This window comes from Denitromonas ohlonensis, from assembly GCF_007625205.1.
Classification (GTDB): domain Bacteria; phylum Pseudomonadota; class Gammaproteobacteria; order Burkholderiales; family Rhodocyclaceae; genus Nitrogeniibacter; species Nitrogeniibacter ohlonensis.
In genome coordinates this window covers 217,898-239,026 of record NZ_VMNI01000006.1, presented here as the reverse complement: position 1 = coordinate 239,026, position 21,129 = coordinate 217,898, and the positions used below count along the sequence as shown (strand labels likewise).

The window sequence follows — 21,129 nt, the reverse complement described above, 5'->3', positions numbered from 1 at the left end:
GGGTGTGCGAATCGGGGCCTGCCCCGCCAGCACCTCGCGACGTTCAGGCCGATCGCTGCAGAAACAGTGGCTCGTACGGTGTTTTCTGGTGCGAGAACCGCAGGTCCATCCCATCAAGGAGAACACATCATGAATCGTATCGGTACTTATTTGTCAGCCATTGTCCTGGCCGCGGCATTGCTTACTTCGGTGGGCTGCAGTTCCACGCCGAGGCAGGAAGGCACGGGCGAATACATCGACGACAGCGTCGTGACATCCAAGGTGAAAGTGGCGATTTTCGGTGATCCGATGCTCAAGTCGGCCGAGATCAATGTGGAAACCTTCAAGGGGGTCGTTCAACTGAGCGGCTTTGTCAGCTCGCGGGCGGCGGCCAACCGGGCGACCGAGGTGGCGCGCGGCGTGGCGGGTGTGACGTCGGTCAAGAACGACATGCGGGTCAAATAAACAAAGCGGCCGGTAAGACACCGGCCGCCGTGCCATCGCGGACACACGCCGTGGCCGCGATGGCGTGAGAGGAGAATGAAATGTCGTTGGGAACCGTGTTGTTGATTGTGGTGATTCTGATGCTGCTGGGCGTGATTCCCACCTGGCCGCACAGCCGTGGCTGGGGCTATGGCCCCAGCGGCGGGCTTGGTCTGGTGCTGCTGATTCTGCTGGTGCTGTGGCTGCTTGGAAAAATCTAGTGTAGTGCTTGCGAAGTCCCCATGCCGCGTCGGGTCGGCTTCAGCCGACCAAGGCGGGTTGAAAACCGCCCTACAGGGGGGGCAACAATTGCAAAGCAGACCACCAGCCGCCAAGGCTTTTATTCAGAGCGCGGTGCCGAACAGGCGGCCGACGGCCGCGGTGAGCGTCATCGCCAGCGCCCCCCAGAACGTGACCCGAACGGCGGCGCGGAGCATCGGTGCCCCGCCGGCTCGGGCCGCCAGGGTGCCCAGCGCCGCGAGCACGACCAGCGAGGTGCCCGATACGGTCGGCACCAGCCAGGGGGCCGGGGCGACAATCGCCGCCGCCAGCGGCAGCGCGGCGCCGACGGCGAAGGTGGCGGCGGAGGTCAGTGCCGCCTGCACGGGGCGGGCGCTCAGGGTGTCGGTAATGCCCAGCTCGTCGCGCGCATGGGCGCCGAGCGCGTCGTGGTCCATCAGCTGGTGCGCCACCTGGTCGGCCAGCGTCGGGCTGAGGCCGCGCTTGACGTAGATGGCGGCCAGTTCCTGGTGTTCGTAGATCGGGTGGGCGTCCAGTTCGGCGCGCTCGCGGCGCAGGTCGGCCTGCTCGGTGTCGGCCTGGGAGCTGACCGAGACATACTCGCCGGCCGCCATCGACATGGCGCCGGCCACCAGTCCGGCCACGCCGGCGATCAGCAGGGCGCTGTGTCCGGCGTCGGCGGCGGCCACGCCGAGCATCAGGCTGGCGGTCGACACAATGCCGTCATTGGCGCCCAGCACCGCCGCGCGCAGCCATCCGGCGCGATGGGCGTGATGCACTTCCGGGGTGTGGCGCGTGTGGGGCATGGTGCGCGTTGGCCGGGGGACGATGTGGTCGGAACGACGCTGACTGGTCTCTTCAGAGCAGTACAATGTCGTATTGCTCCTGGGTGTAGCTGGCTTCGGGGTGCAGCGAGATGGTCTTGTTGATGAAGTCCGACAGCATGGCCAGCGCCTGGGATTCTTCGTCGAGGAAAAGGTCGCACACGTTCGGCGCGGCCAGCACGCGGAACTCGCGGGCGTTGTACTGGCGGGCCTCGCGCAGCAGCTCGCGCAGGATCTCGTAGCACACGGTGCGGGCGGTCTGCACTTCGCCGCGGCCGTCGCAGGTGGGGCAGGGCTCGCACAAGGTGTGGGCCAGCGACTCACGGGTGCGCTTGCGGGTCATCTCGACCAGGCCGAGCGCAGTAAAGCCATTGACCGTCATCTTGGTGTGGTCGCGCTCCAGCGAGCGTTTGAACTCGCCGAGCACGGCGTCGCGGTGCTCCAGGGTTTCCATGTCGATGAAGTCGATGATGATGATGCCGCCCAGGTTGCGCAGGCGCAGCTGCCGGGCGATGGTCTGCGCCGCTTCGAGGTTGGTCTTGAAGATGGTGTCGTCAAAGCTGCGCGCGCCGACGAAGCCGCCGGTGTTCACATCGATGGTGGTCATCGCTTCGGTCTGGTCGATGATCAGGTAGCCGCCGCTTTTGAGGTCCACCCGCCGGGCCAGTGCTTTTTCGATCTCGTCTTCGACGTTGTGCAGGTCGAACAGTGGCCGCTCGCCGGTGTAGTGGGTAATCAGCGGCAGCACCCGCGGCATGTATTCCTTGGCGAAGGCGGTGAGCTTGATGAAGTTCTCGCGCGAGTCGACGATGATGCGCGAGGTCGAGTCGGTGACCAGGTCGCGCAGCACGCGCTGGCCGAGCGTCAGGTCTTGATACAGCGCCAGCGGGGGTTTGGCACCGCTGGCGCGGCTCATGATCTCTTGCCACAGCTTGCGCAGGTAGGCGATGTCGGCGGCCAGTTCGGCGTCGCTGGCCTGCTCGGCCATGGTGCGCACGATGAAGCCGCCGGTTTCGTTCTCGCCCATCAGGCGGGCGAGGCGCTCGCGCAGGGCTTCGCGGCCGGCTTCGTCCTCAATGCGCTGGGAGATGCCGATGTGCTTCTCCTGCGGCAGATACACCAGCAGGCGACCGGCGATGCTGACCTGCGTGGACAGGCGCGCGCCCTTGGTGCCGATCGGGTCTTTGAGCACCTGCACCATCAGGCTCTGGCCTTCCATCAGGATTTTTTCGATCGGGCGGGCGTGATCACCGTTGTGGCGATCGCTCCAGATATCGGCCACATGCAGGAAGGCGGTGCGCTCGAGGCCGATGTCGATGAAGGCCGACTGCATGCCGGGCAGGACGCGCACGACGCGGCCCTGATACACATTGCCGACGATGCCGCGGCTGGCGGTGCGCTCGACATGGAGTTCCTGGACCACGCCTTGTTGCATCAGGGCGGCACGGGTTTCCTGCGGGGTGAAATTGATCAGAAAGTCTTCGGTCATGGACGGGTCGGCAAGAGTGAGAATTCAGGGGGCGAGGCCGAAGCGCTCGAGCAGCGCGGCGGTGTCGAACAGGGGCAGGCCCATGATGCCGGTGTAGCTGCCCTCGATGTGTTCGACGAACATCGCGGCGCGGCCCTGGATGCCGTACGCGCCGGCTTTGTCCATGGGCTCGCCGGTGGCGATGTAGCGGCGGATGTCGGCGTCGCTCAGGGTGCGGAAGCGCACCCGGTTGGTATTCAGTCGGTGTTCGGTGCGCTGGCCGTCGGTCAGCGCGATGGCGGTGTGCACCACATGCTCGCGCCCCGACAGGGTGCGCAGGATCTGGGCGGCGTGTTCGGCGTCGTCGGGCTTGCCGATGATCTGGCCGTCGACTTCCAGCGTGGTGTCGGCCGCCAGCACCGGGCGGTGCGGCAGGTGACGCCACTGCACGCGCCCCATGCCGCCCTCGGCCTTGGCCAGCGCCACGCGCTGCACGTAGTCGGCCGGGATCTCGTCCGGCAGCGGGGTTTCGTCGATGTCGTGGTCGCCGCGGGCCATGTCGCGGAACAGCAGCACGTCGAAACGCACGCCGATCTGGCGGAGCAGTTCGCGGCGGCGGGGGCTGTTCGAAGCGAGGTAGATGGCGTTTTGCATGGCGGGGTCGGGTGGGATCTGCGCCATTTTACGGGATTCGGTCCCCGCACGGCCGATGATGGGCGTTGACCGGGCAGCGTAGGGCCGGTTTCAACCGGCCAGGAGATCATGGAGGTGTCGGCGGGTTGAAACCCGCCCTACTCGCGGTGATAGGGGTGGTTGCGGGTGAGGCTCCAGGCGCGGTAGAGCGCCTCGGCCAGCAGCGGGCGCACCAGCGCATGCGGCAGGGTCAGGCCCGAGAGGCGCACGGTGTCGTGGGCGGTGGACTTGATGGTCGGGTCGAGGCCGTCGGGGCCGCCGACGATGAAGGCCACGTCCTGCCCGTCGCCCAGCCAGCGCTCGAAGCGCTCGGCCAGTTTTCGGGTGGTCAGCTCGGTGCCGCGCTCGTCGAGAATGACGCGGTGGCAGCGTTCGGGCAGCGCGGCTTCAATGCGCGCGGCTTCGGCGGCCATCATGGCCGGCACCGTCTTGCCGGTGGTGCGCGGCTCGGCCTTGACTTCAATCAGCTCGATGCTCGCCTCGCGCGGCATGCGGCGGGCGTAGTCGTCGTAGCCCGCGCTGACCCAGTCGGGCATGCGCGTGCCTACGGCGACAATCAGCAGCTTCACGCTTTGGGCGCGGGCTTCGGATTTTTGGGGGTGGCCTTCCAGAGCTCTTCGAGGTTGTAGTAGGCACGCACGGCGGGTTGCATGACGTGCACCACGATGCCGCCGAGGTCGACCAGCACCCAGTCGCCGCTGTCTTCGCCTTCGACGCTGGCCACGGTGCCGCCGGCCTTCTTGACCTCGTCCTGCACGTTGCGCGCCAGGGCGCGGGTCTGACGGCCCGAATTACCGCTGGCGATGATCATGCGATCAAACAGCGCGGTGAGTTTCGTGGTGTCGATGACTTCGATGTCGATCGCTTTGACATCTTCGAGTGCGTTGATAACGATCTGTTGGAGTTGGTCGAGTTCCATGGGGTCAGCTATAGAGGGAATGCGCGGCAATATAGTCGAGAACCGGAGCCGGGAGCAAATATCGGGCACTGTGCCCTTGCGCCAGCAGTTCCCGGATGTGGGTGGCCGAAATGGCCAGTGGGGTCATGTCAAAAGGCAGCAGACCACCCGCTGGTGCGGCGCTCAGCTGATCGGGGTGGTTCAGCCGGCGACCCTGGCAGGCCGCTTCAAGCGCCGTCGATAAAACCGCCGGCCAACGTCGGCCATGCGGGGCGTAGCCGGGGCGGTTGGCGACGGCGATGTGGGCGAGATCGAACAGCTCGTTCCAGCGATGCCAGCTCGGCAGGCCTTCGAAGGCGTCGGCGCCGAGGATCAGTACCAGCGCCCGGTCAGGCCCGACCTGCGCGCGCAGGCGCTCCAGCGTGAGCACGGTGTAGCTCGGGCCGTCGCTGCGCACTTCGCTGTCGTCGACGGTCAGCAACGGATTGCCCGCCACGGCCAGTCGGGCCATGGCCAGGCGATGTTCGCCGGGGCAGCGTGGCGCGCCGCGGTGAGGTGGTTCGCCGGCCGGAATCAGGCGTAGCTCGGCCAGGCCGAGGCTTTCGCGCGCCTCTTCGGCCAGACGCAGGTGGCCGATGTGGATGGGGTCGAAGGTGCCGCCGAGCAGCCCGATCGGTCCCTCAGCCATGGGCGGCGGGCGGCGGTTCGTGGCCGAAGATGTCGAGCACATTGGGCAGGAAGGAGGCGAACACGATCGGGATGGTGATCAGCGGCAGCGGCACGGTGAGCAGGCTGGCCAGCGCCGGCGAGCTCTGGGCGATGGTCGCCACCAGCAGCGCGGGGCCGCCGACGACCAGGAAAAAGATCCCCAGCAAATACATGCTGAAGGCGCCGAAACTGCGCCAGCAGGCGATCAGGCTGAAGAACATGGCTTTGGGCGCCGACAGCCCGTGCCAGCCGACCAGCATGGCGGCAAACCAGTAGGCCATCATCAGCGGGGTGGTCAGCAGCGTGCCGAACAGCGAGGCGTTCATCAGGCCCGGCGTGGCCATGGCTTCTTCATTGAGCGGGTGATTGCCGACCATGATCTTGAGCAGCATGCCGCCGTCGATCAGCGCCGTGGCGCCCAGCGCCAGCAGGGTGCCGGTGAGGTACAGGCCGCCGACCGTGATCAGACCGGCGACATTGCTCTTGAAGCCCGACAGCAACACCTCCGGCCCGACCTTGCGACCCTCGTGCACGGCCAGGGTGCCGTTGAGCACGCCGAGCGAGATGATCGGCAGGATCAGCGAGGCGACGGCCTGACCAAGCAGCGGGATGACGCTGAGCACCACCAGAATCAGCAGATAGCCGAAGGTCAGATAGGTGATCAGGGCCGGGCTGCGCTTCCACAGGCGGAAGCCTTCGGCGATCCAGGCAAAGCCGCGGGTGGGGTTGCGTTTGTACGCTTGCATGTCAGACGGACTCGTTGGGCGGCGGCAGGGCGGGGCGATTGCCAAAGGTTTCAAGGTAGGCGGCGTGCTGCGCGCCGGCCACGACGGGCACCAGCACCAGCATGCCCAGACCGGCGGGCAGCATGGCCAGCCAGCCGAGCACATACAGGCACAGGGCCAGCACGAAGAACACCGGCAGGTTGTGCAGGCAGGCGCGGGCCGAGTGGCGCAGGGCGGCGACCGGCTCGGCCTGGTGAAATACCACCAGCGCCGGGGCGTACCACAGCGCCATCATCAGGCCGATCCACAGCGCCATGAAGACGATGCTGGCAATCATCACCCCGCCGGCGGTGAGCCCGGCGGCCGCCAGCGGGCCGATCAACGCGCCGGTGAGCGCGGCGCTGCCACCAATGGCGGCGGCGATGAAGGCCGACAGCAGGCCGCCGACCAGATAGCAGATGCCGACCATCACATGCTTGCCGGCGTCGCGGCGCAGGCCGTCGAACAGGCCGTCGATGCGCACCGCCCGACCGGCGGCGGCGTCATCGGCCACCATCAGCAGGCCGGCGGTGAGCACCGGCAGCCCGACCAGGCTGAACGCCCAGCCGACCAGCGGCACGAAGCCGAGCGCAGCCAGGATCAGCACGAAAATGAGCGCGATTACCGCCCAGCGTGCCGGGTCGCGCAGAAACAAGCGCCAGCCATGGGCCAGCCAGCTCAGACAGGCGCTGGGGCGCAGGGCGTGCGCGGGCGGGAGGTCGGGGTGGGTGTCGGTCATCAGTCGTGCCAGTGCAGCGTGTCACCCGCGGCGATGCGCTGGCGGAGGATGTCGCGGTATTCGTTGGGGTCTTTGACCAGCACCATTTCGCCGTCGCGCGGCAGGTGGAAGTCTTCGGCCCGCGACAGCCAGAAGCGCAGCGCCGCAGCGCGCAGCATGGCCGGCCAGGCGGCGTGTTCGGGGTCGGTCAGCGGACGCTCGGCATGGTAGCCGGTGAGCAGGGCGCGGGTGCGGACCGGGTCGAGCTGGCCGGTCGCGTCGGCGCACCAGTCGTTGACCGTGACGGCCAGATCGAAGAGCAGTGCGTCGTTGCCGGCAAAGTAGAAGTCGATCACGCCGCCGACCTCGTCGCCGTCCCACAGCAGGTTGTCGCGGAACAGGTCGGCGTGGATGGCGCCGCTGGGCAGCGCTGCGACGTCGATGCTGGCCTGGAAGGCGAGCTCGGCGTCGAGCAGGGCTTGCTCGTCGGTGCTCAGATAGGGGCGCACGGCTTGCGCGGTGCGGGCGCGCCATTCGGGGCCGCGCGGGTTGTCCTGGCGGCGGCCGAAGCGCTGCCCGGCCAGATGCAGCCCGGCCATCATGGTGCCGACCTTGGTGCAGCGCGCGGCGTCCGGCGACATGTCGGAGGCGCCCGAGAGGCGACGCACCAGTGCGGCCGGCTTGCCCGAGAGCGTGCCGAGGTATTCGTTGTCGAGGTCGGCAATCGGCGCCGGCACGGGCAGACCGTGGCGCGCCAGATGCGCCATCAGGTGCAGATAGAAGGGCAGCTCGGCGTGCGACAGGGTTTCGAACAGCGTCAGCACATAGCGGCCGAGGCTGGTGGTGACGAAGAAATTGCTGTTCTGCACCCCTTCGGAGATGCCGCGCAACTCGATCAAGTGACCGATGGCGTAGTTGGACAGCCACTCGTCGAGGGCGTCGGAGGTAACCGGTGTGAAAACAGACATAGTGATATCACCGACCGGACCGTGGCCCGGCCGGCGAGAGAATTGAACTTACCAGGACTTGACGATCCACATTGGCACGGACAGCGGCTTTTCGCCGGTGACATGCTCGAAGGTGCCGTCGCCGCGGCGGTCGATCATGTAGTAGGGCGTGCCATGCGGCGGCGTGACCTTGACCATGTAGAGCTTGCCGTGGGAACGATACTCCTCGACCACGTCTTCGCCGCGCTTGACGATGGTGACCTGCGGCTCGAAGTCTTCCTCGGTTACGCCGGCCGGAATCGGCGGCGGCGCGGGGACATCTGCGAGGTTTGCCGGTCGATCCTGCGCGCTGGCGGACAGGGTGAAGGCAAACAGCGGGGCGGCAATCAGCAGGGCAAAGGTCGGCTTGCGCATGGGGTTCTCCTTGATTGGCGCGATTCTAGCAGTTTGACCTCTGCGCCATCGCTTGGTTTTAGCGTTTGCTTACATTGCTGCCGCGGCCAGGCCTGTGGTTCAAGTGGCCGGCGCCCGCACCCGCTGCACCTGCGCGCCCAGCCCGTCGATGCCGGCTTCGACCACATCGCCCACCTGCAGGTAGCGCGGCGGCTTCTGGCCCATGCCGACGCCCGGCGGCGTACCGGTGATGATCAGGTCGCCGGGTTCCAGCGTCATCACCCGGCTGCACTCGGCCACCAGGCGGGCGCAGGAGAAGATCATGGTGGCGGTATGGCCGTTTTGCATGCGCTCGCCATTGACGCTCAACCACAGGCCGAGGGCCTGCGGGTCGGGCACGTCGTCGGCGGTGACCAGCCAGGGGCCGACCGGGCCGAAGGTGTCGAAGCCCTTGCCCTTGCCCCACTGGCCGCCGGAGCGGTCGAACTGGTAGCTGCGCTCCGAGACGTCGTTGGCCACGCAGTAGCCGGCCACATAGTCCAGCGCCTCGGCCTCGCTCACCGAGCGCGCCTGCCGGCCGATGACGATGCCCAGTTCCACCTCCCAGTCGAGCCGGGTGAAGTCTGGCGGCGGCACGATGTCGTCGTTGGCACCGCACAGGCAGCTCGTCCATTTGGGAAACATCACCGGCTCGGCCGGCTCGGGCAGACCGGCTTCGGTGGCGTGATCGGAATAATTGAGACCGATGGCGACGAACTTGCCGCAGCCCGCCCAGGGCACGCCGAGGCGGGGGGCGCCCGTCACCACGGGCAGGCTGTTAGTGTCGAGCGCGCGCAGGGCGGACAAGGCCTCGGGGCCGAGCGTGGCCGGCGTGATGTCGCCGACGATCGCAGACAGGTCGCGCAGCGTGCCGTTTGTGTCGAGCAGTCCGGGGCGCTCTTCGCCTGCGGGGCCGTAGCGCAGCAGCTTCATAGATTCAGCATCAACTCGTGTTCGTCGGGCAGCGGCAGGAAGCCGCGGGTTTCGTAATGCTTGAAGATCGCCTCGACCACCTGGTCCGGGTCGTCGATGAGCTGGATCAGGTCGAGGTCTTCTGGGTTGATCATGCGCTCGCTGACCAGTCGGTCCTTGAACCACGCCAGCAGGCCTTCCCAGAACGGCGTGTGCACCAGAATGATCGGGATGTTGCGGGTCTTGCCGGTCTGCATCAGCGTCATCGCTTCGAGCAACTCGTCGAGCGTGCCGAAGCCGCCGGGCATGACGACATAGGCCGAGGCGAACTTCACGAACATGAACTTGCGCGCAAAAAAGTGCTGGAAGGTCTGCGAGATGTCCTGATACGGGTTGGCCTGCTGCTCGTGCGGCAACTGGATGTTCAGCCCGATCGACGGACTCTTGCCAAAAAAGGCGCCCTTGTTGACCGCTTCCATGATGCCCGGGCCGCCGCCCGAGATGACTGAAAAGCCGGCGTCTGACAGCTTGCGGGCGATCTGCTCGGCGAGCACGTAATAGGGGTGGTCCGCCGGCGTGCGGGCGCTGCCAAAGATGGAGACCGCCGGACGGATCGCGCTGAGCCGTTCGGTGGCCTCGAAGAACTCTGACATAATTCCGAAGATTCGCCAGGATTCGCGCGCGTTGTACTGCGGCACGGCGGCATTGGGCAGGTCGGCGGGGAGTTTGTCCTTGACGTTCATGTGGCCTCGTGTGCAGTGCGTAGTGGCGGGTCCGCCTTCCGACAACCCTTGCCGGTGACATCCCCATGCCCACGCTTTTGCTCGTTGATGGTTCGAGTTATCTCTTCCGCGCCTTCCATGCCATGCCCGATCTGCGAAATGCCGCAGGCGAGCCAACCGGCGCGGTATATGGGGTTCTGAACATGCTACGTCGGCTCGATGCCGACTACAAGGCAGAGTACCGCGCCTGCATTTTTGACGCCAAGGGCAAGACCTTCCGCGACGACTGGTTCCCCGACTACAAATCGCACCGCCCGCCCATGCCCGAAGACCTCGCGGTTCAGATCGCCCCGCTGCACGCGGCCGTGCAGGCGCGCGGCTGGCCGCTGCTGATGGTCGAGGGGGTTGAGGCCGACGACGTGATCGGCACGCTCGCCCGCCAGGCCAGCGCGGCGGGTATGGACGTGGTGATCTCTACTGGCGACAAAGACCTCACCCAGCTGGTCGACGAGCGCGTGCGCTGGGTCAACACCATGAGCAACGAGGTGCTCGACCCGGCTGGCGTCGAAGCCAAGTTCGGCGTGCCGCCCGAGCGCATCATCGACTACCTCGCGCTGGTCGGCGACACCGTGGACAACATCCCCGGCGTGGACAAATGCGGCCCCAAAACCGCAGTGAAATGGCTCACCCAGTTTGGCTCGCTGGACGAGATCGTCGCCCATGCCGACGAGGTGGGCGGCAAGGTCGGCGAGAACCTGCGCAAGCATCTCGACTTTCTGCCGCTGGGGCGCAAGCTGGTGACCGTGGCCACCGACCTCGACCTCGGCCTCGGCCCCACCGATCTCGCCCCGCGTGAAGAAGACCGCGAAAAGCTGGTCGAGCTGTTCTCGCATCTCGAATTCAAGAGCTGGCTGCGCGAAGTGCAGCAAGCCGGCGCCGCCCCGGCCAAGGGCGAGGCGGCTACCCCTGCGGCCCCCGCTGCGGTCGCCCCCCCCGATGACCCGACCATGCACCGCCAGGGCTACGATACCGTGCTCGACGCCGAGTCGCTGGCCGCCTGGGTGCTCAAGCTGCGCAGCGCGCCGATTGCTGCCTTCGACACCGAAACCACCAGCCTCGACCCCATGGCCGCCACGCTGGTTGGCCTGTCCTTTGCCGTGCCGGGTGGCGGCGCAGCGTATGTGCCCGTCGCTCACACCTACGCTGGCGCGCCCGATCAGCTCAGTATCGACACCGTGCTGCTCGCCCTGCGCCCCTGGCTGGAGAGCGACAAATACAAAAAGGTCGGCCAGAACCTCAAGTACGACAAGCATGTGCTGGCCAACTACGACGTGCGCCTGCGCGGCATCGCCGACGACACCATGCTCGCCTCCTATGTGCTCGAGAGCGACAAGTCGCACGACATGGACAGCCTCGCCAAGCGCCACCTCGGGCTGGAGACCATTCCCTACACCGCGATTTGCGGCAAGGGCGCCAAGCAGATCGGCTTCGATCAGGTCGCGCTTGAGCAAGCCGCCGAATACGCCGCCGAAGACGCCGACATCACCCTGCGCCTGCAGCAGCACTTTGCCGCGCACCTAGCCGCCGAGCCCGCGCTCGACGCGCTGTATCGCGACATCGAGCTGCCGAGCATGGAAGTGCTGTTCGAGATGGAGCGCAACGGCGTGCTCATCGACGACTTCCTGCTCGCTCAGCACAGCGAAGAACTCGGCCGCCGCCTGGTCGAGCTCGAAGCCGAAGCCCACAAGCTCGCCGAGCAGCCCTTCAACCTCAATTCGCCCAAGCAATTAGGTGAGCTGCTGTTCGGCAAGCTCGGCCTGCCGGTGGTCAAAAAGACCGCCACTGGCCAGCCCTCGACCGACGAAGAAGTGCTGCAAAAGCTCGCTGAAGACTACCCGCTGCCGAAGCTGCTGCTCGACTACCGCGGCCTCGCCAAGCTCAAGAACACCTACGCCGACAAGCTGCCGTTGATGGTCAACCGCAAGACCGGCCGGGTGCACACCAGCTTCTCGCAAGCGGTGGCCGTCACCGGCCGCCTCGCCAGCTCCGACCCCAACCTGCAGAACATCCCCATCCGCAGCGAAGAGGGCCGCCGCATCCGCGCCGCGTTCATCGCGCCCAAGGGGCACCGCCTGGTCAGCGCCGACTACTCGCAGATCGAGCTGCGCATCATGGCCCACCTGTCCGGCGACAAGCGCCTGCTGCAAGCCTTTGCCGACGGCGAAGACGTGCACCGCGCCACCGCCGCCGAAATCTTCGGCCTCACCCCGCTGGAGGTCGACAAGGAACAGCGCCGCTACGCCAAGGTCATCAACTTCGGCCTCATCTACGGCATGAGCGCCCACGGCCTCGCCAAGAACCTGGGCATCGACCGCGGCGCCGCCGCCAACTACATCGAACGCTACTTCGCCCGCTATCCCGGCGTGGCCGACTACATGGCCCGCACCCGCGCCGAGGTCGCCGATAAAGGCTACGTCGAAACCGCCTTCGGCCGCCGCCTCCACCTGCCCGACATCCACGCCAGCCAGGCCGGCCGCCGCCAGGGCGCCGAACGCGCCGCCATCAACGCCCCCATGCAAGGCACCGCCGCCGACCTCATCAAAAAAGCCATGATCGCCGTCTCGGGCTGGCTCAAGAAAGAACAGCTCAAATCAAAGCTGATCCTGCAAGTGCATGACGAACTGGTGCTCGAAGTGCCGGACGGGGAATTGGCCTTGGTGCGCGAACAGCTACCGAAGCTGATGGCCGGCGTGGCGAAGCTGTCGGTACCGCTGGTGGCGGAAGTGGGGGATGGGGCGAATTGGGATGAGGCGCATTGAGGGTGTGACGCACGGCGCGGGTCGCGTGGTTTGGGTTGCAAATGTCATTGTGTCGCGGTAAATGTTGGGCTTCGCTTTGCTCAACCCAACCTACGCCAGTGCCCTACGCGGTTGTCATCGGTCTGTAGGTTGGGTTGAGCAAAGCGAAGCCCAACAACCCCCTCACGACAGCGGCGACATCCCATGCGATACCGACGGTCCTTGATCGAAGGCGGCACCTTCTTCTTCACCGTCAACCTCGCCGATCGAAGCAGTGATCTGCTGGTGCGTCACATCGATGATCTACGGGCCGTCACCCGATCCGTCCAGCAACGCCACCCCTTTCATATCGTCGCCACGGTCGTCTTACCCGATCATCTCCACGCCATCTGGACGTTGCCGGTAGGCGACGCCGACTACCCGCTACGCTGGGCTTTGATCAAAAGCGCCTTTTCCCGCGCGATACCAAAAACCGAAGCGATTCACCCCGGCCGAGTCCAAAAGCGAGAGCGCGGTATCTGGCAGCGCCGTTATTGGGAGCACCAGATTCGGGATGACGCGGACCTCCAGCAACACGTTGATTACATCCACAACAATCCGGTCAAACACGGTCACGCCCAGTGCGCCACGGACTGGCCGTATTCGTCGATTCACCGGTTTATGCGGGAAGGGCTGGTGAAGGGCGGGTGGGGTGTGGAATAGTTGCGGGTGTCATGGCGTGGTTGTTGGGCTTCGCTTTGCTCAACCCAACCTACCCATACTTGTCACCTCTTTGTCTGAACATGAGACAAGTCACGGGGTACCTTTGGTCACCGGCTGGGGCTTTTTGCCCGCGCCTACGGCGACCAGTTTGGGGGCTGTAGGGCGAGTCGGATTGCGATAGCCGGGGGCCGAATGAAGTCTGATCTTGAAGCCGAACAACTCGATACAACATCAGAACGAATTTTATTGCCGGCAGTGGCGATGAGAGTTCGAATAAAGCAGGAAACACGTTTCGGTCCAACAGAGCTTGATGTGACCACCTCACTTCCCGTCGCTTTGGCAATTGTGATGTGTCTCGGCTTCGTTGGAGTTTTAGCGATTGCAACAGTCTGGACCACGTAGGTTGGGTTGAGCGCAGCGAAGCCCAACAACCCCCCTCAACCATCCCCCGCCCGTCGTCCCGCCAACGCCACCCCGAGCGTCAACACGGCTCCCACGTAGATCCAATGGACCAGCGACCCCGCCAGTTGGTACCACGGCGAGCGTAGAAGCATGTATCCGGCCTCCGGATCAATCTGCGCATACGCCTGCACGCCAATGTTGAGCGCGACGGATATCCCGAGTGCGATCGGGACGATCCACACCCACCGCTTTCCAAAATAACGCGCGAGCAACACCCAGCCGGCGGTGAGCATGAGGCCGGGGAGGGCTTGCAGGGCGAAATGGGTGAACACGCCGGCAGACCCGCCGAGCAGGCCGATACCGATGCTGGTCAGGATGAGCGTGGTCGCGGCGATGGTGCGTGCCCACAGGCCGGGGCGGCCGGCGATTTGGTAGGTGTCGAGTTGGGTGTCGGGGCGGACCTTGGCGAGGACGGCGCCGAGTTGGCTGCGGATGGCGTCGGCGACGCGGCCGTGTTCGGTGAACGCCCAGCGTTTGCGCGGCGCGTCGGGCGCCATGACCGGGGTGCCGTCGGCATCGAAGCCGATAAGGTAGGTCGATTCGGTGAACGGCGGCATCGTCAGGCCGAAGTGTTTTTCGACCAGCGCTCTGAAGTGTTCGTAGATGGCCTGTTCTTTCTTGTGCCGCCCCTTGCGGGTGAAGGCGTCGGCGGGGCGCGGGGGCAGGTAGAGCAGCAGCGACTGCGGGCCGACGCGTTGGCGCACTTGCTGGATTTCCCATTCGATGCCGGGTGAGTCGCCCATGGCCAGCACGACCATGCCGGCCTGGTCGAGCCAGGTCTGGACACGCGCCTGCCAGTCGCCTTCGCCGACGAAGTCGCGGTAGGCGCCGTGCGGGTGCATGCCGAGGCGCGCCCAGCGATTGGGTTCGGCGATGGAGACCAGCGGGCCGATGGCGTTGAGCGCGAGCAGAAAGTCTTCGGCTTTGGCGGTGATGGCGGTGGTGGTTTCGCCGGTGCTGATGACGTCGTAGGTGAGGGCTTCGTCCTCGCCGAAGGGGCGTAGATAGACCACCGGCGGGCGGGCATCGTGCGCGAGTACGTCGGCGACGCTGGGCACGAAAAAGTGTTCCGCCGCGACCAGCACGGCGACCGCGATCAGCAGCAGCACGGTGGCGACAATCGCGCCGGCCAGCCAGTGGCGTGGTTGATCAAACGCCGCAAAGGCGACGGCCACCGACACCACGCTGAGCACGCAGCCGATGAGGTAGCACGCCACGCCCGCCGCGCGCCGGCGGCTGCGACGCACCGGGCTGTCGGGGGCGGATGGCAGTGGCGTTTCCATGCGGGGGCTCCGATGGCTTCCGGAGTTTGAGTCTAGCAAGCGTAGCTCGAATGCAGCGCAGTGGAATCCGGGAATCGTCGGTGGCTCAAGCACAAATCGCGGACTCCGGCCTTCGGACTGCACCCGGACTGGCGCCCCCGAACCGCGTCACGAATCCGCCGCACGCTGTCGTTGCGGCGACGGCTTGCCCCGCTGCTTCACCCGCCGATTTGCGGTACTTGTCGGCGTTTGGACGCTTCGGACTTCAAGACTGTCTCGATTCCGCCGTAGAACGTTCGTAGTAGGCGGATAGCCAGTGATGGGGTTGAGGAGAGGCGATCGAGTGGTGTCGGTGACGAAGGTCCTGCGGGATAAGCGGATGCGGCTGTTGGTGGTTGGACTGGGGGCGGCGGCTTGCCTCGCGGTCGGTGCGCAGTGGGCGTCCGATGTGGCCTTTATGGCGGGATTGGCCCTGTTGGCGGTGACACTGATGCTCGGCTGGCAGGAGCTGCGCCGTCTGCACGAGATCTATCGTGCACACGGCTTGGCGATGCGCGGGGCACACGATGGGCTGTGGTCGTGGGACCCGGTGAGCAAGCGGCTGTGGGTGGGCGACCGGCTGCTGGCGATTCTCGGCTATTCGAGCAATTTTCTGGACGATACGCATGGCTGGCTGGACCTGGTGCATCCGGATGACCGGGCCGGCTACAACCAGGCGGTGGCCCGGCATCTCAAGGGCGAGACGCCGTTTTTCTACTTCGAGTACCGGGTTCGCGCGCGCGACAGCAGTTACCGCTGGATTGCCTCGCGCGGCGAGGCCGTGCGTAACCGGCGCGGCCGTGCGGTGCTGATGGCCGGGTCGGTGTCGGACATTACCAAGCGCAAGGAGACCGAGGCGCGTATTCATTATCTGGCGTATCACGATCAGCTCACCGGCCTGGCCAATCGGGCGCTGCTGGCCGATCGCCTGGATCTGGCCATTGCCCAGGCATCCCGGGGAAAACCTGCCGGTGTGGCGGTGTTGTTCATCGATATCGATCGTTTCAAGGATGTGAACGATGTGCACGGTCATGCCACCGGCGACGTGTTGCTGGTTGAACTGGCCAGGCGCCTGCACGGCTGTGTGCGCGAGTCCGATACGCTGGTGCGCCAGGGGGGAGACGAATTCATCATGGTGATGTCGGCGGTCGATGCGCCAACGACCGTGGCGCCGGTGGTGGCCAAACTGCTCGAGGCCGTGCGCCAGCCGCTCACCGCCGGCGAGGTGGAATTGTGTGTGAGTGCCAGTATCGGGGTGAGCCTGTTTCCGGATGATGCGGCCGATGCACAGACATTGCTGCGCAATGCCGATACGGCGCTGTATGACGCCAAGCGTTCGGGGGGCAACGTGGCGCGTTTCTATACCCGCGAGATGAACGATGCGGTGTGTCAGCGGGTGGCGATCGAGAGTGGCTTGCGTCAGGCGATTGCGCGTGAGGAGTTGTCGCTGCATTTCCAGCCACAGTTAAGCATTGCCACGGGCGCGCTGGTGGGCTGCGAAGCGCTGCTGCGCTGGCGTGACGGCGAGGGGCACTGCGTGCCGCCGGATCGTTTCATCCCGGTGGCGGAGGCGTCCGGCCAGATTCTGCCGATTGGTGAGTGGGTGGTCGGCCGGGCGCTTGATCACATTGCCGCTTGGCGGGCCGAGGGCTTGGCGCCGCCGCGGGTGGCCATCAACGTATCGGCACGCCAGCTGGTCCAGCCGGGTTTTGCGGCCATGGTGCTGGCGGCGCTGGCCCAGCGCGCACTGCCAGCCGAGGTGCTGGAGGTGGAGGTGACCGAGTCGATTTTCCTGCACCCGGAAGCGGCTGCGCTGGGCGAGTTACGCCTGCTGCACCGGCGCGGAATCCGGCTCGCACTGGACGATTTTGGCACTGGCTATTCGTCGCTGTCCTATCTGGGCGTGCTGCCCTTCGATACGCTGAAGATCGACCGCAGTTTCGTCGCCAACGTCGACGCACCGGACGATGCGCGCGGCGATGCGATCTTGAAGGCGACGATTGCCATGTCGCGCGCCTTCGATATGCAGGTGGTGGCCGAAGGGGTTGAGCGACCCTCGCAACTGGCGGCCTTGCAGACGTTGTCGTGTGATGTGTGCCAGGGCTATCTGTTCAGCCCGCCGCTTGCCGCCGAGGCGTTTGCAGACCGTTGCCTGGCGATCAAGCCGACGCAGAATATCGCGCCGACTGGCGAGCCGCAGTGAATAGGCGCTGCAATGGGAAATGAGCGCCCCTCTGGCTTTGCGGTCTCGTTGGGTGACGTGCTCGCCCATGCGCTGTCTTGTATTTGCGAAACCCGTGGCCGGCCGGCTCGCCGCATTTGATGTGCCATTGTTTTCAACGGATCCCGTCATGACTCACGCCGCCGATGATGTCCCGGCCGACAGCACGGTCTATAAAACCTTGCTTGAATCGACCAAGGCCATTCCCTGGCAGATCGACTGGAAGACCCTGCAGTTCACCTATATTGGCCCGCAGATCGAGCAACTGCTTGGCTGGTCGCCGTCGAGTTGGGTGACGGTGCAGGACTGGGCTGAACGCATGCATCCGGAAGACCGCGAACGGGTGGTCGATTTCTGCGTGGCGCAGTCGCAGGCCGGTACCGATCACGAGGCCGACTATCGTGCGCTGACCAAGGACGGTGACGTAGTGTGGATTCGGGACGTGGTACATGTGAAGCGCAACGACGCCGGTGACGTCGAGTCGCTGATCGGCTTCATGTTCGACATTAGCGAGCGCAAGGCCGCCGAGCAGAAACTGCTCGCGATGCAAAAGGAACTCGAGTCACTGTCGTTCAAGGACGGGTTGACCGGAGTGTCCAACCGCCGGATGTTCGATTCCATCCTCGACGCCGAATGGGTCGAGGCACGGCGCATGGGTCAGGCGCTGTCGCTGATCCTGATTGATATCGACTACTTCAAGCAGTACAACGACCGCTATGGCCACATTCAGGGCGATACCTGCCTCAAGCAGGTGGCTCAGGTGCTCGCCGGTGCGGCCACCCGAAGCGGGGACGGCTTTGCCCGTTTTGGCGGAGAAGAGTTCGTTCTGATTCTGCCGGGCACCGATGCCGCGTCAGCATTGACGGTGGCCGAGCGCTGCCGAAGTTTGATCTTCAAGGCGCAGATCCCGCACGACGCCTCACCGGCGGGCCAGCTGCTGACGATCAGCCTTGGCGTCGGCACCACCATTCCCGCGCGTCACGAAGCGGCCATCGACTTTGTCGAGATGGTCGACCAGCGCCTCTACCAAGCCAAGCAACGCGGTCGCAACTGCATCGTTGGCGCGCTCTGACCGGTCGGGTGCTGGCCGCGTTACGGCTCCCAGTGCGTGGGCCGGCGCACTGCGATATACACCTCGCGCAAAAACAGGCCGAGCCCGCTGATCATGGCCAGCATGGCGAGGATGAACAGGGTGGCGATCGTCCCCGTGAGTTCAACCCGCACGAGGGTGCCGACAAAAGCGCCCGCCACCACCAGGCACACCAGCAAGGCGCTGAGCACCTGGCAGAAGATGGCCTGGTAGATCTGGGTGCCGCGGCGGGCGAGCAGGGCCAGCTCGCGTTCGAGCGCGTCTTTCTGGTCGGGTGCGGTTTTTTCCTGCAGGCGACGGCGGACGACGCGGCGGCGGTCGACCACCCGCGCCAGCCGGCCGCTCATGGCGTTGATCAGCGTGGCCAGCGCGGTGAGCAGAAACACCGGCGCGACGGCGAGCTGGATGGCGTGAGAGAGGTCGGTGAGGTGTTCGGGCATGGTGTGCTCAAGCGCAGGAGTGACAGGGCGATAGCCAGTGTAGCCCGGAAGCCGCGCAGCGGAATCCGCGGGCGGTGGTGGCTTAAGCGATGATCCCGGATTCCGGACTCCGGCCTGAATTCGGGCGACGCCCCTCGTGTGTCGGCCGACGCGGCGTATTCGCCTATACTCGCGTTCATGCGAATGACATTGTTGTTGCTGGTGTGGCTGCTGCGTTTTGGCCTATGCGCGCTGGCGCCGATCGCCATGGCGTCGCCGCCGTCCGTGTTGCTGGCGCGCGAGGCGACCGAGGGCATCGACCCGGCGCCTTACTGGGTGAGCGAAAAACTCGATGGCGTGCGGGCGATCTGGGATGGCCGGGCGCTGCGTTTTCGCAGTGGTCGGCCGGTGCACGCGCCGGACTGGTTCGTGCAGGCGCTGCCGTCGCAGGCCATGGATGGCGAGTTGTGGCTGGGGCGCGGGCGTTTTGCCGAGCTGTCGGGCGTGGTGCGCAAGCAGGTGCCGGTGGACGCCGAATGGCGGGCGGTGCGTTACCTGATTTTCGAATTGCCGGACGCGCCGGGCGATTTTTCGCAGCGGGTGATGGCGATGCGGGCCTTGGTGGCCTCGGCCGATGTGCCGTGGCTTGGCGCCGTGGCGCAAGCGCGGGTGCCCAACCGCGCGGCGCTGACGGCCCGGCTCGCCGAGGTGTTGGCGGACGGGGGCGAGGGCTTGATGCTGCACCGGGCCGATGCGCCTTACCTTACGGGGCGCAGCGATGCGCTGCTCAAGCTCAAGCCCTGGCAGGATGCGGAGGCGGTCGTGACCGCGCATCTGTCGGGGCAGGGGCGCTTTGCGGGCATGCTCGGGGCGCTGGAAGTGCGCATGGCCGACGGCCGGCGATTCCGCATCGGCACCGGGTTTTCAGACGCCGAGCGGCGTGCGCCACCGGCGGTGGGTGCGCAGATCAGCTTCCGCTATCGCGGCCTGACGGCGACCGGCTTGCCGCGCTTCGCCAGTTTCTGGCGGGTGCGCGAGCCGCTGTAGGTTTGGCGGGCGTAGTGCTGGCGGGTTGAAACCCGCCCTACGATTCGTTACTGCTTTGTGAGCCGCCAGTGAATAGAATGGCGCCATGAAAAAACTGCTCCTGCCCCTGTTTTTGCTGGTCGCTGCCCCGGCGGCTCACGCCAATGCCGATTTTGACGCTTGCCTGTCGCGCTTGCGCGCCGAGGCGCCTTCGAAGCAGGTGACGACCGACACCTTCGACCGGCTCACCGCCGGCCTCGTCCCCGATCCGACGGTGCTCGAGGCGCTCGACCGCCAGCCCGAGTTCGTCACCCCGATCTGGGATTACCTCGCCGCGCTGGTCGATCAGGAGCGCATCGACGATGGCGCGGCCGGGCTCAAGGAATGGGCCGGGGTGCTGGACAAGGTGGCGGCCGAGTACGGCGTCGATCCGGCCACGGTGGTGGCGGTGTGGGGCGTGGAGAGCAATTTCGGGCGCAACTTCGGCAGCCGGCCGCTGATCACCTCGCTGGCGACGCTGTCCTGCGAGGGGCGGCGGCAGAGCTTTTTCAAGGGCGAGTTTTTCACCACCTTGCGCATCGTGCAGGAAGGCCATATTGCGGCGGACCGGCTGACCGGCTCGTGGGCGGGCGCCTTTGGTCACACCCAGTTCATGCCCTCGACCTTCATGCGCGTGGCGGTGGATTTTGACGGCGACGGTCGCCGCGACCTGATCGACAGCGTGCCCGACGCGCTGGCCTCGACCGCCAACTACCTCAAGCGCGCCGGCTGGCGCACGGGCGAGGGCTGGGGTTACGAGATCCGCCTGCCGGTTGGGTTCGACGAAAGCATCGCGGGGCGCAAGGCGCGCCGCCCGTTGGCCGAGTGGGTGCGCATGGGCGTCAAGCGAATCGACGGTAGCGCGATCGCGCCGGACGATAGCTCGGCGGCGGTGCTGTTGCCGGCGGGGGCCGAGGGGCCGGCCTTTCTGGTCTTCCGCAACTTCAATGCCATCTACAGCTACAACGCGGCCGAAAGCTACGCACTGGCGATTGCGCACCTGTCCGACCGGCTGCGTGGCGGTGCGCCCTTTGTCACCGCCTGGCCGACCGACGATCCGGGCATTGGCCGCAACGAGCGGCGCGAGCTGCAGCAATTGTTGCTCGATCGCGGCCACGATATCGGCGAGGTGGACGGCATGATCGGCAGCCGCAGCCGTGCGGCCATTGCCGACGAGCAGACACGCCTCGGCTTCGAGGCCAACGGCCGCGCCGGGCGCAAGATTCTGGACGCCTTGAAAGCGGGCCGATGATTCGTCTGTAAGAACAGCCGAGCTTCGAATG

General features: G+C 65.9%; 23 protein-coding genes. 9 read left to right on the top strand and 14 right to left on the bottom strand.

The annotated features are described in order from the left end of the window. The first annotated feature begins 129 nt into the window (after window positions 1-129). Both FHP89_RS06630 and FHP89_RS06625 read left to right on the top strand, forming a co-directional pair. Entirely contained in the window at window positions 130-444 is a 315-nt protein-coding gene (locus FHP89_RS06630; protein WP_144175039.1) for a BON domain-containing protein, read from the top strand. Between the two features lie 80 nt (window positions 445-524). Continuing rightward, complete coding sequence (locus FHP89_RS06625; protein WP_144175041.1) at window positions 525-683, top strand: DUF3309 family protein; 159 nt, start codon at window positions 525-527, stop codon at window positions 681-683. A 123-nt stretch (window positions 684-806) separates the two neighbouring features. Here the strand turns inward: FHP89_RS06625 and FHP89_RS06620 are convergent, their stop codons facing one another. From FHP89_RS06620 to FHP89_RS06565, 12 genes are all read right to left on the bottom strand, one after another. After that, a complete protein-coding gene (locus FHP89_RS06620) occupies window positions 807-1,508 on the bottom strand; it encodes a VIT1/CCC1 transporter family protein (RefSeq protein WP_144175043.1) in 702 nt (233 codons plus the stop codon). Between the two features lie 52 nt (window positions 1,509-1,560). After that, on the bottom strand, window positions 1,561-3,015 hold the full coding sequence (gene rng / locus FHP89_RS06615) for a ribonuclease G (RefSeq protein ID WP_144175046.1): 1,455 nt from the start codon (window positions 3,013-3,015) through the stop codon (window positions 1,561-1,563). 24 nt (window positions 3,016-3,039) lie between these two features. Continuing rightward, entirely contained in the window at window positions 3,040-3,675 is a 636-nt protein-coding gene (locus FHP89_RS06610; protein WP_260851507.1) for a Maf family protein, read from the bottom strand. A 110-nt stretch (window positions 3,676-3,785) separates the two neighbouring features. Continuing rightward, the gene (gene rlmH, locus FHP89_RS06605) at window positions 3,786-4,256 is read right to left on the bottom strand and encodes a 23S rRNA (pseudouridine(1915)-N(3))-methyltransferase RlmH (RefSeq protein ID WP_144175048.1); all 471 of its coding nucleotides are present in this window, start codon (window positions 4,254-4,256) and stop codon (window positions 3,786-3,788) included. Beyond that, the gene (rsfS, locus tag FHP89_RS06600; protein WP_144175050.1) at window positions 4,253-4,606 is read right to left on the bottom strand and encodes a ribosome silencing factor; all 354 of its coding nucleotides are present in this window, start codon (window positions 4,604-4,606) and stop codon (window positions 4,253-4,255) included. Before rsfS ends, rlmH begins: the two co-directional genes overlap by 4 nt. Window positions 4,607-4,610: 4 nt before the next feature. Then, window positions 4,611-5,273: a nicotinate-nucleotide adenylyltransferase gene (gene nadD / locus FHP89_RS06595; RefSeq protein ID WP_144175052.1), complete on the bottom strand. Its 663-nt coding sequence runs from the start codon at window positions 5,271-5,273 to the stop codon at window positions 4,611-4,613. Continuing rightward, window positions 5,266-6,039 (bottom strand): BPSS1780 family membrane protein, encoded by a 774-nt coding sequence (locus FHP89_RS06590; RefSeq protein WP_144175061.1) that lies wholly within the window; start codon window positions 6,037-6,039, stop codon window positions 5,266-5,268. The genes nadD and FHP89_RS06590 overlap by 8 nt, the downstream gene beginning before the upstream one ends. A 1-nt stretch (window position 6,040) precedes the next feature. Then, a complete protein-coding gene (locus tag FHP89_RS06585; protein WP_144175063.1) occupies window positions 6,041-6,796 on the bottom strand; it encodes a BPSS1780 family membrane protein in 756 nt (251 codons plus the stop codon). Next, entirely contained in the window at window positions 6,796-7,743 is a 948-nt protein-coding gene (locus FHP89_RS06580; protein WP_144175065.1) for a homoserine kinase, read from the bottom strand. Before FHP89_RS06580 ends, FHP89_RS06585 begins: the two co-directional genes overlap by 1 nt. Before the next feature lie 48 nt (window positions 7,744-7,791). Continuing rightward, a complete protein-coding gene (locus FHP89_RS06575; RefSeq protein ID WP_144175067.1) occupies window positions 7,792-8,136 on the bottom strand; it encodes a DUF2782 domain-containing protein in 345 nt (114 codons plus the stop codon). A 99-nt stretch (window positions 8,137-8,235) separates the two neighbouring features. Then, window positions 8,236-9,087, bottom strand: coding sequence for a fumarylacetoacetate hydrolase family protein (locus FHP89_RS06570; protein WP_144175069.1), 852 nt, complete (start codon window positions 9,085-9,087; stop codon window positions 8,236-8,238). Beyond that, on the bottom strand, window positions 9,084-9,809 hold the full coding sequence (locus FHP89_RS06565; RefSeq protein WP_144175093.1) for an LOG family protein: 726 nt from the start codon (window positions 9,807-9,809) through the stop codon (window positions 9,084-9,086). Before FHP89_RS06565 ends, FHP89_RS06570 begins: the two co-directional genes overlap by 4 nt. Window positions 9,810-9,874: 65 nt before the next feature. Here FHP89_RS06565 and polA point away from each other — a divergent pair, with 65 nt between their 5' ends. The 3 genes from polA (at window position 9,875) to FHP89_RS06550 (ending at window position 13,690) form a co-directional block, all read left to right on the top strand. Further along, the gene (gene polA / locus FHP89_RS06560) at window positions 9,875-12,607 is read left to right on the top strand and encodes a DNA polymerase I (protein ID WP_144175095.1); all 2,733 of its coding nucleotides are present in this window, start codon (window positions 9,875-9,877) and stop codon (window positions 12,605-12,607) included. A gap of 183 nt (window positions 12,608-12,790) precedes the next feature. Beyond that, window positions 12,791-13,288 carry an REP-associated tyrosine transposase gene (locus FHP89_RS06555; RefSeq protein ID WP_144175097.1) on the top strand — a complete coding sequence of 166 codons (498 nt, stop codon included), beginning with the start codon at window positions 12,791-12,793 and terminating at the stop codon, window positions 13,286-13,288. Window positions 13,289-13,480: 192 nt separating this feature from the next. Continuing rightward, window positions 13,481-13,690 (top strand): hypothetical protein, encoded by a 210-nt coding sequence (locus FHP89_RS06550; protein WP_144175099.1) that lies wholly within the window; start codon window positions 13,481-13,483, stop codon window positions 13,688-13,690. A gap of 35 nt (window positions 13,691-13,725) precedes the next feature. Here the strand turns inward: FHP89_RS06550 and FHP89_RS06545 are convergent, their stop codons facing one another. After that, on the bottom strand, window positions 13,726-15,033 hold the full coding sequence (locus FHP89_RS06545; RefSeq protein WP_144175101.1) for a hypothetical protein: 1,308 nt from the start codon (window positions 15,031-15,033) through the stop codon (window positions 13,726-13,728). 331 nt (window positions 15,034-15,364) lie between these two features. On the opposite strand from FHP89_RS06545, the gene FHP89_RS06540 reads away from it, so the two are divergent. Together FHP89_RS06540 and FHP89_RS06535 are read left to right on the top strand one after the other, a co-directional pair. After that, window positions 15,365-17,254, top strand: coding sequence for a putative bifunctional diguanylate cyclase/phosphodiesterase (locus FHP89_RS06540; RefSeq protein WP_186300820.1), 1,890 nt, complete (start codon window positions 15,365-15,367; stop codon window positions 17,252-17,254). Window positions 17,255-17,402: 148 nt separating this feature from the next. Next, entirely contained in the window at window positions 17,403-18,344 is a 942-nt protein-coding gene (locus tag FHP89_RS06535) for a sensor domain-containing diguanylate cyclase (RefSeq protein ID WP_144175105.1), read from the top strand. 20 nt (window positions 18,345-18,364) lie between these two features. Here FHP89_RS06535 and FHP89_RS06530 read toward each other — a convergent pair whose 3' ends face one another. Next, the gene (locus FHP89_RS06530; protein WP_144175112.1) at window positions 18,365-18,802 is read right to left on the bottom strand and encodes a DUF2721 domain-containing protein; all 438 of its coding nucleotides are present in this window, start codon (window positions 18,800-18,802) and stop codon (window positions 18,365-18,367) included. A gap of 183 nt (window positions 18,803-18,985) precedes the next feature. Here FHP89_RS06530 and FHP89_RS06525 point away from each other — a divergent pair, with 183 nt between their 5' ends. Both FHP89_RS06525 and FHP89_RS06520 read left to right on the top strand, forming a co-directional pair. Beyond that, window positions 18,986-19,828, top strand: a complete 843-nt coding sequence (locus tag FHP89_RS06525) for a DNA ligase (RefSeq protein ID WP_144175114.1) — start codon at window positions 18,986-18,988, stop codon at window positions 19,826-19,828. Window positions 19,829-19,913: 85 nt separating this feature from the next. Next, on the top strand, window positions 19,914-21,098 hold the full coding sequence (locus FHP89_RS06520; RefSeq protein WP_144175116.1) for a lytic murein transglycosylase: 1,185 nt from the start codon (window positions 19,914-19,916) through the stop codon (window positions 21,096-21,098). Window positions 21,099-21,129 lie beyond the last annotated feature (31 nt).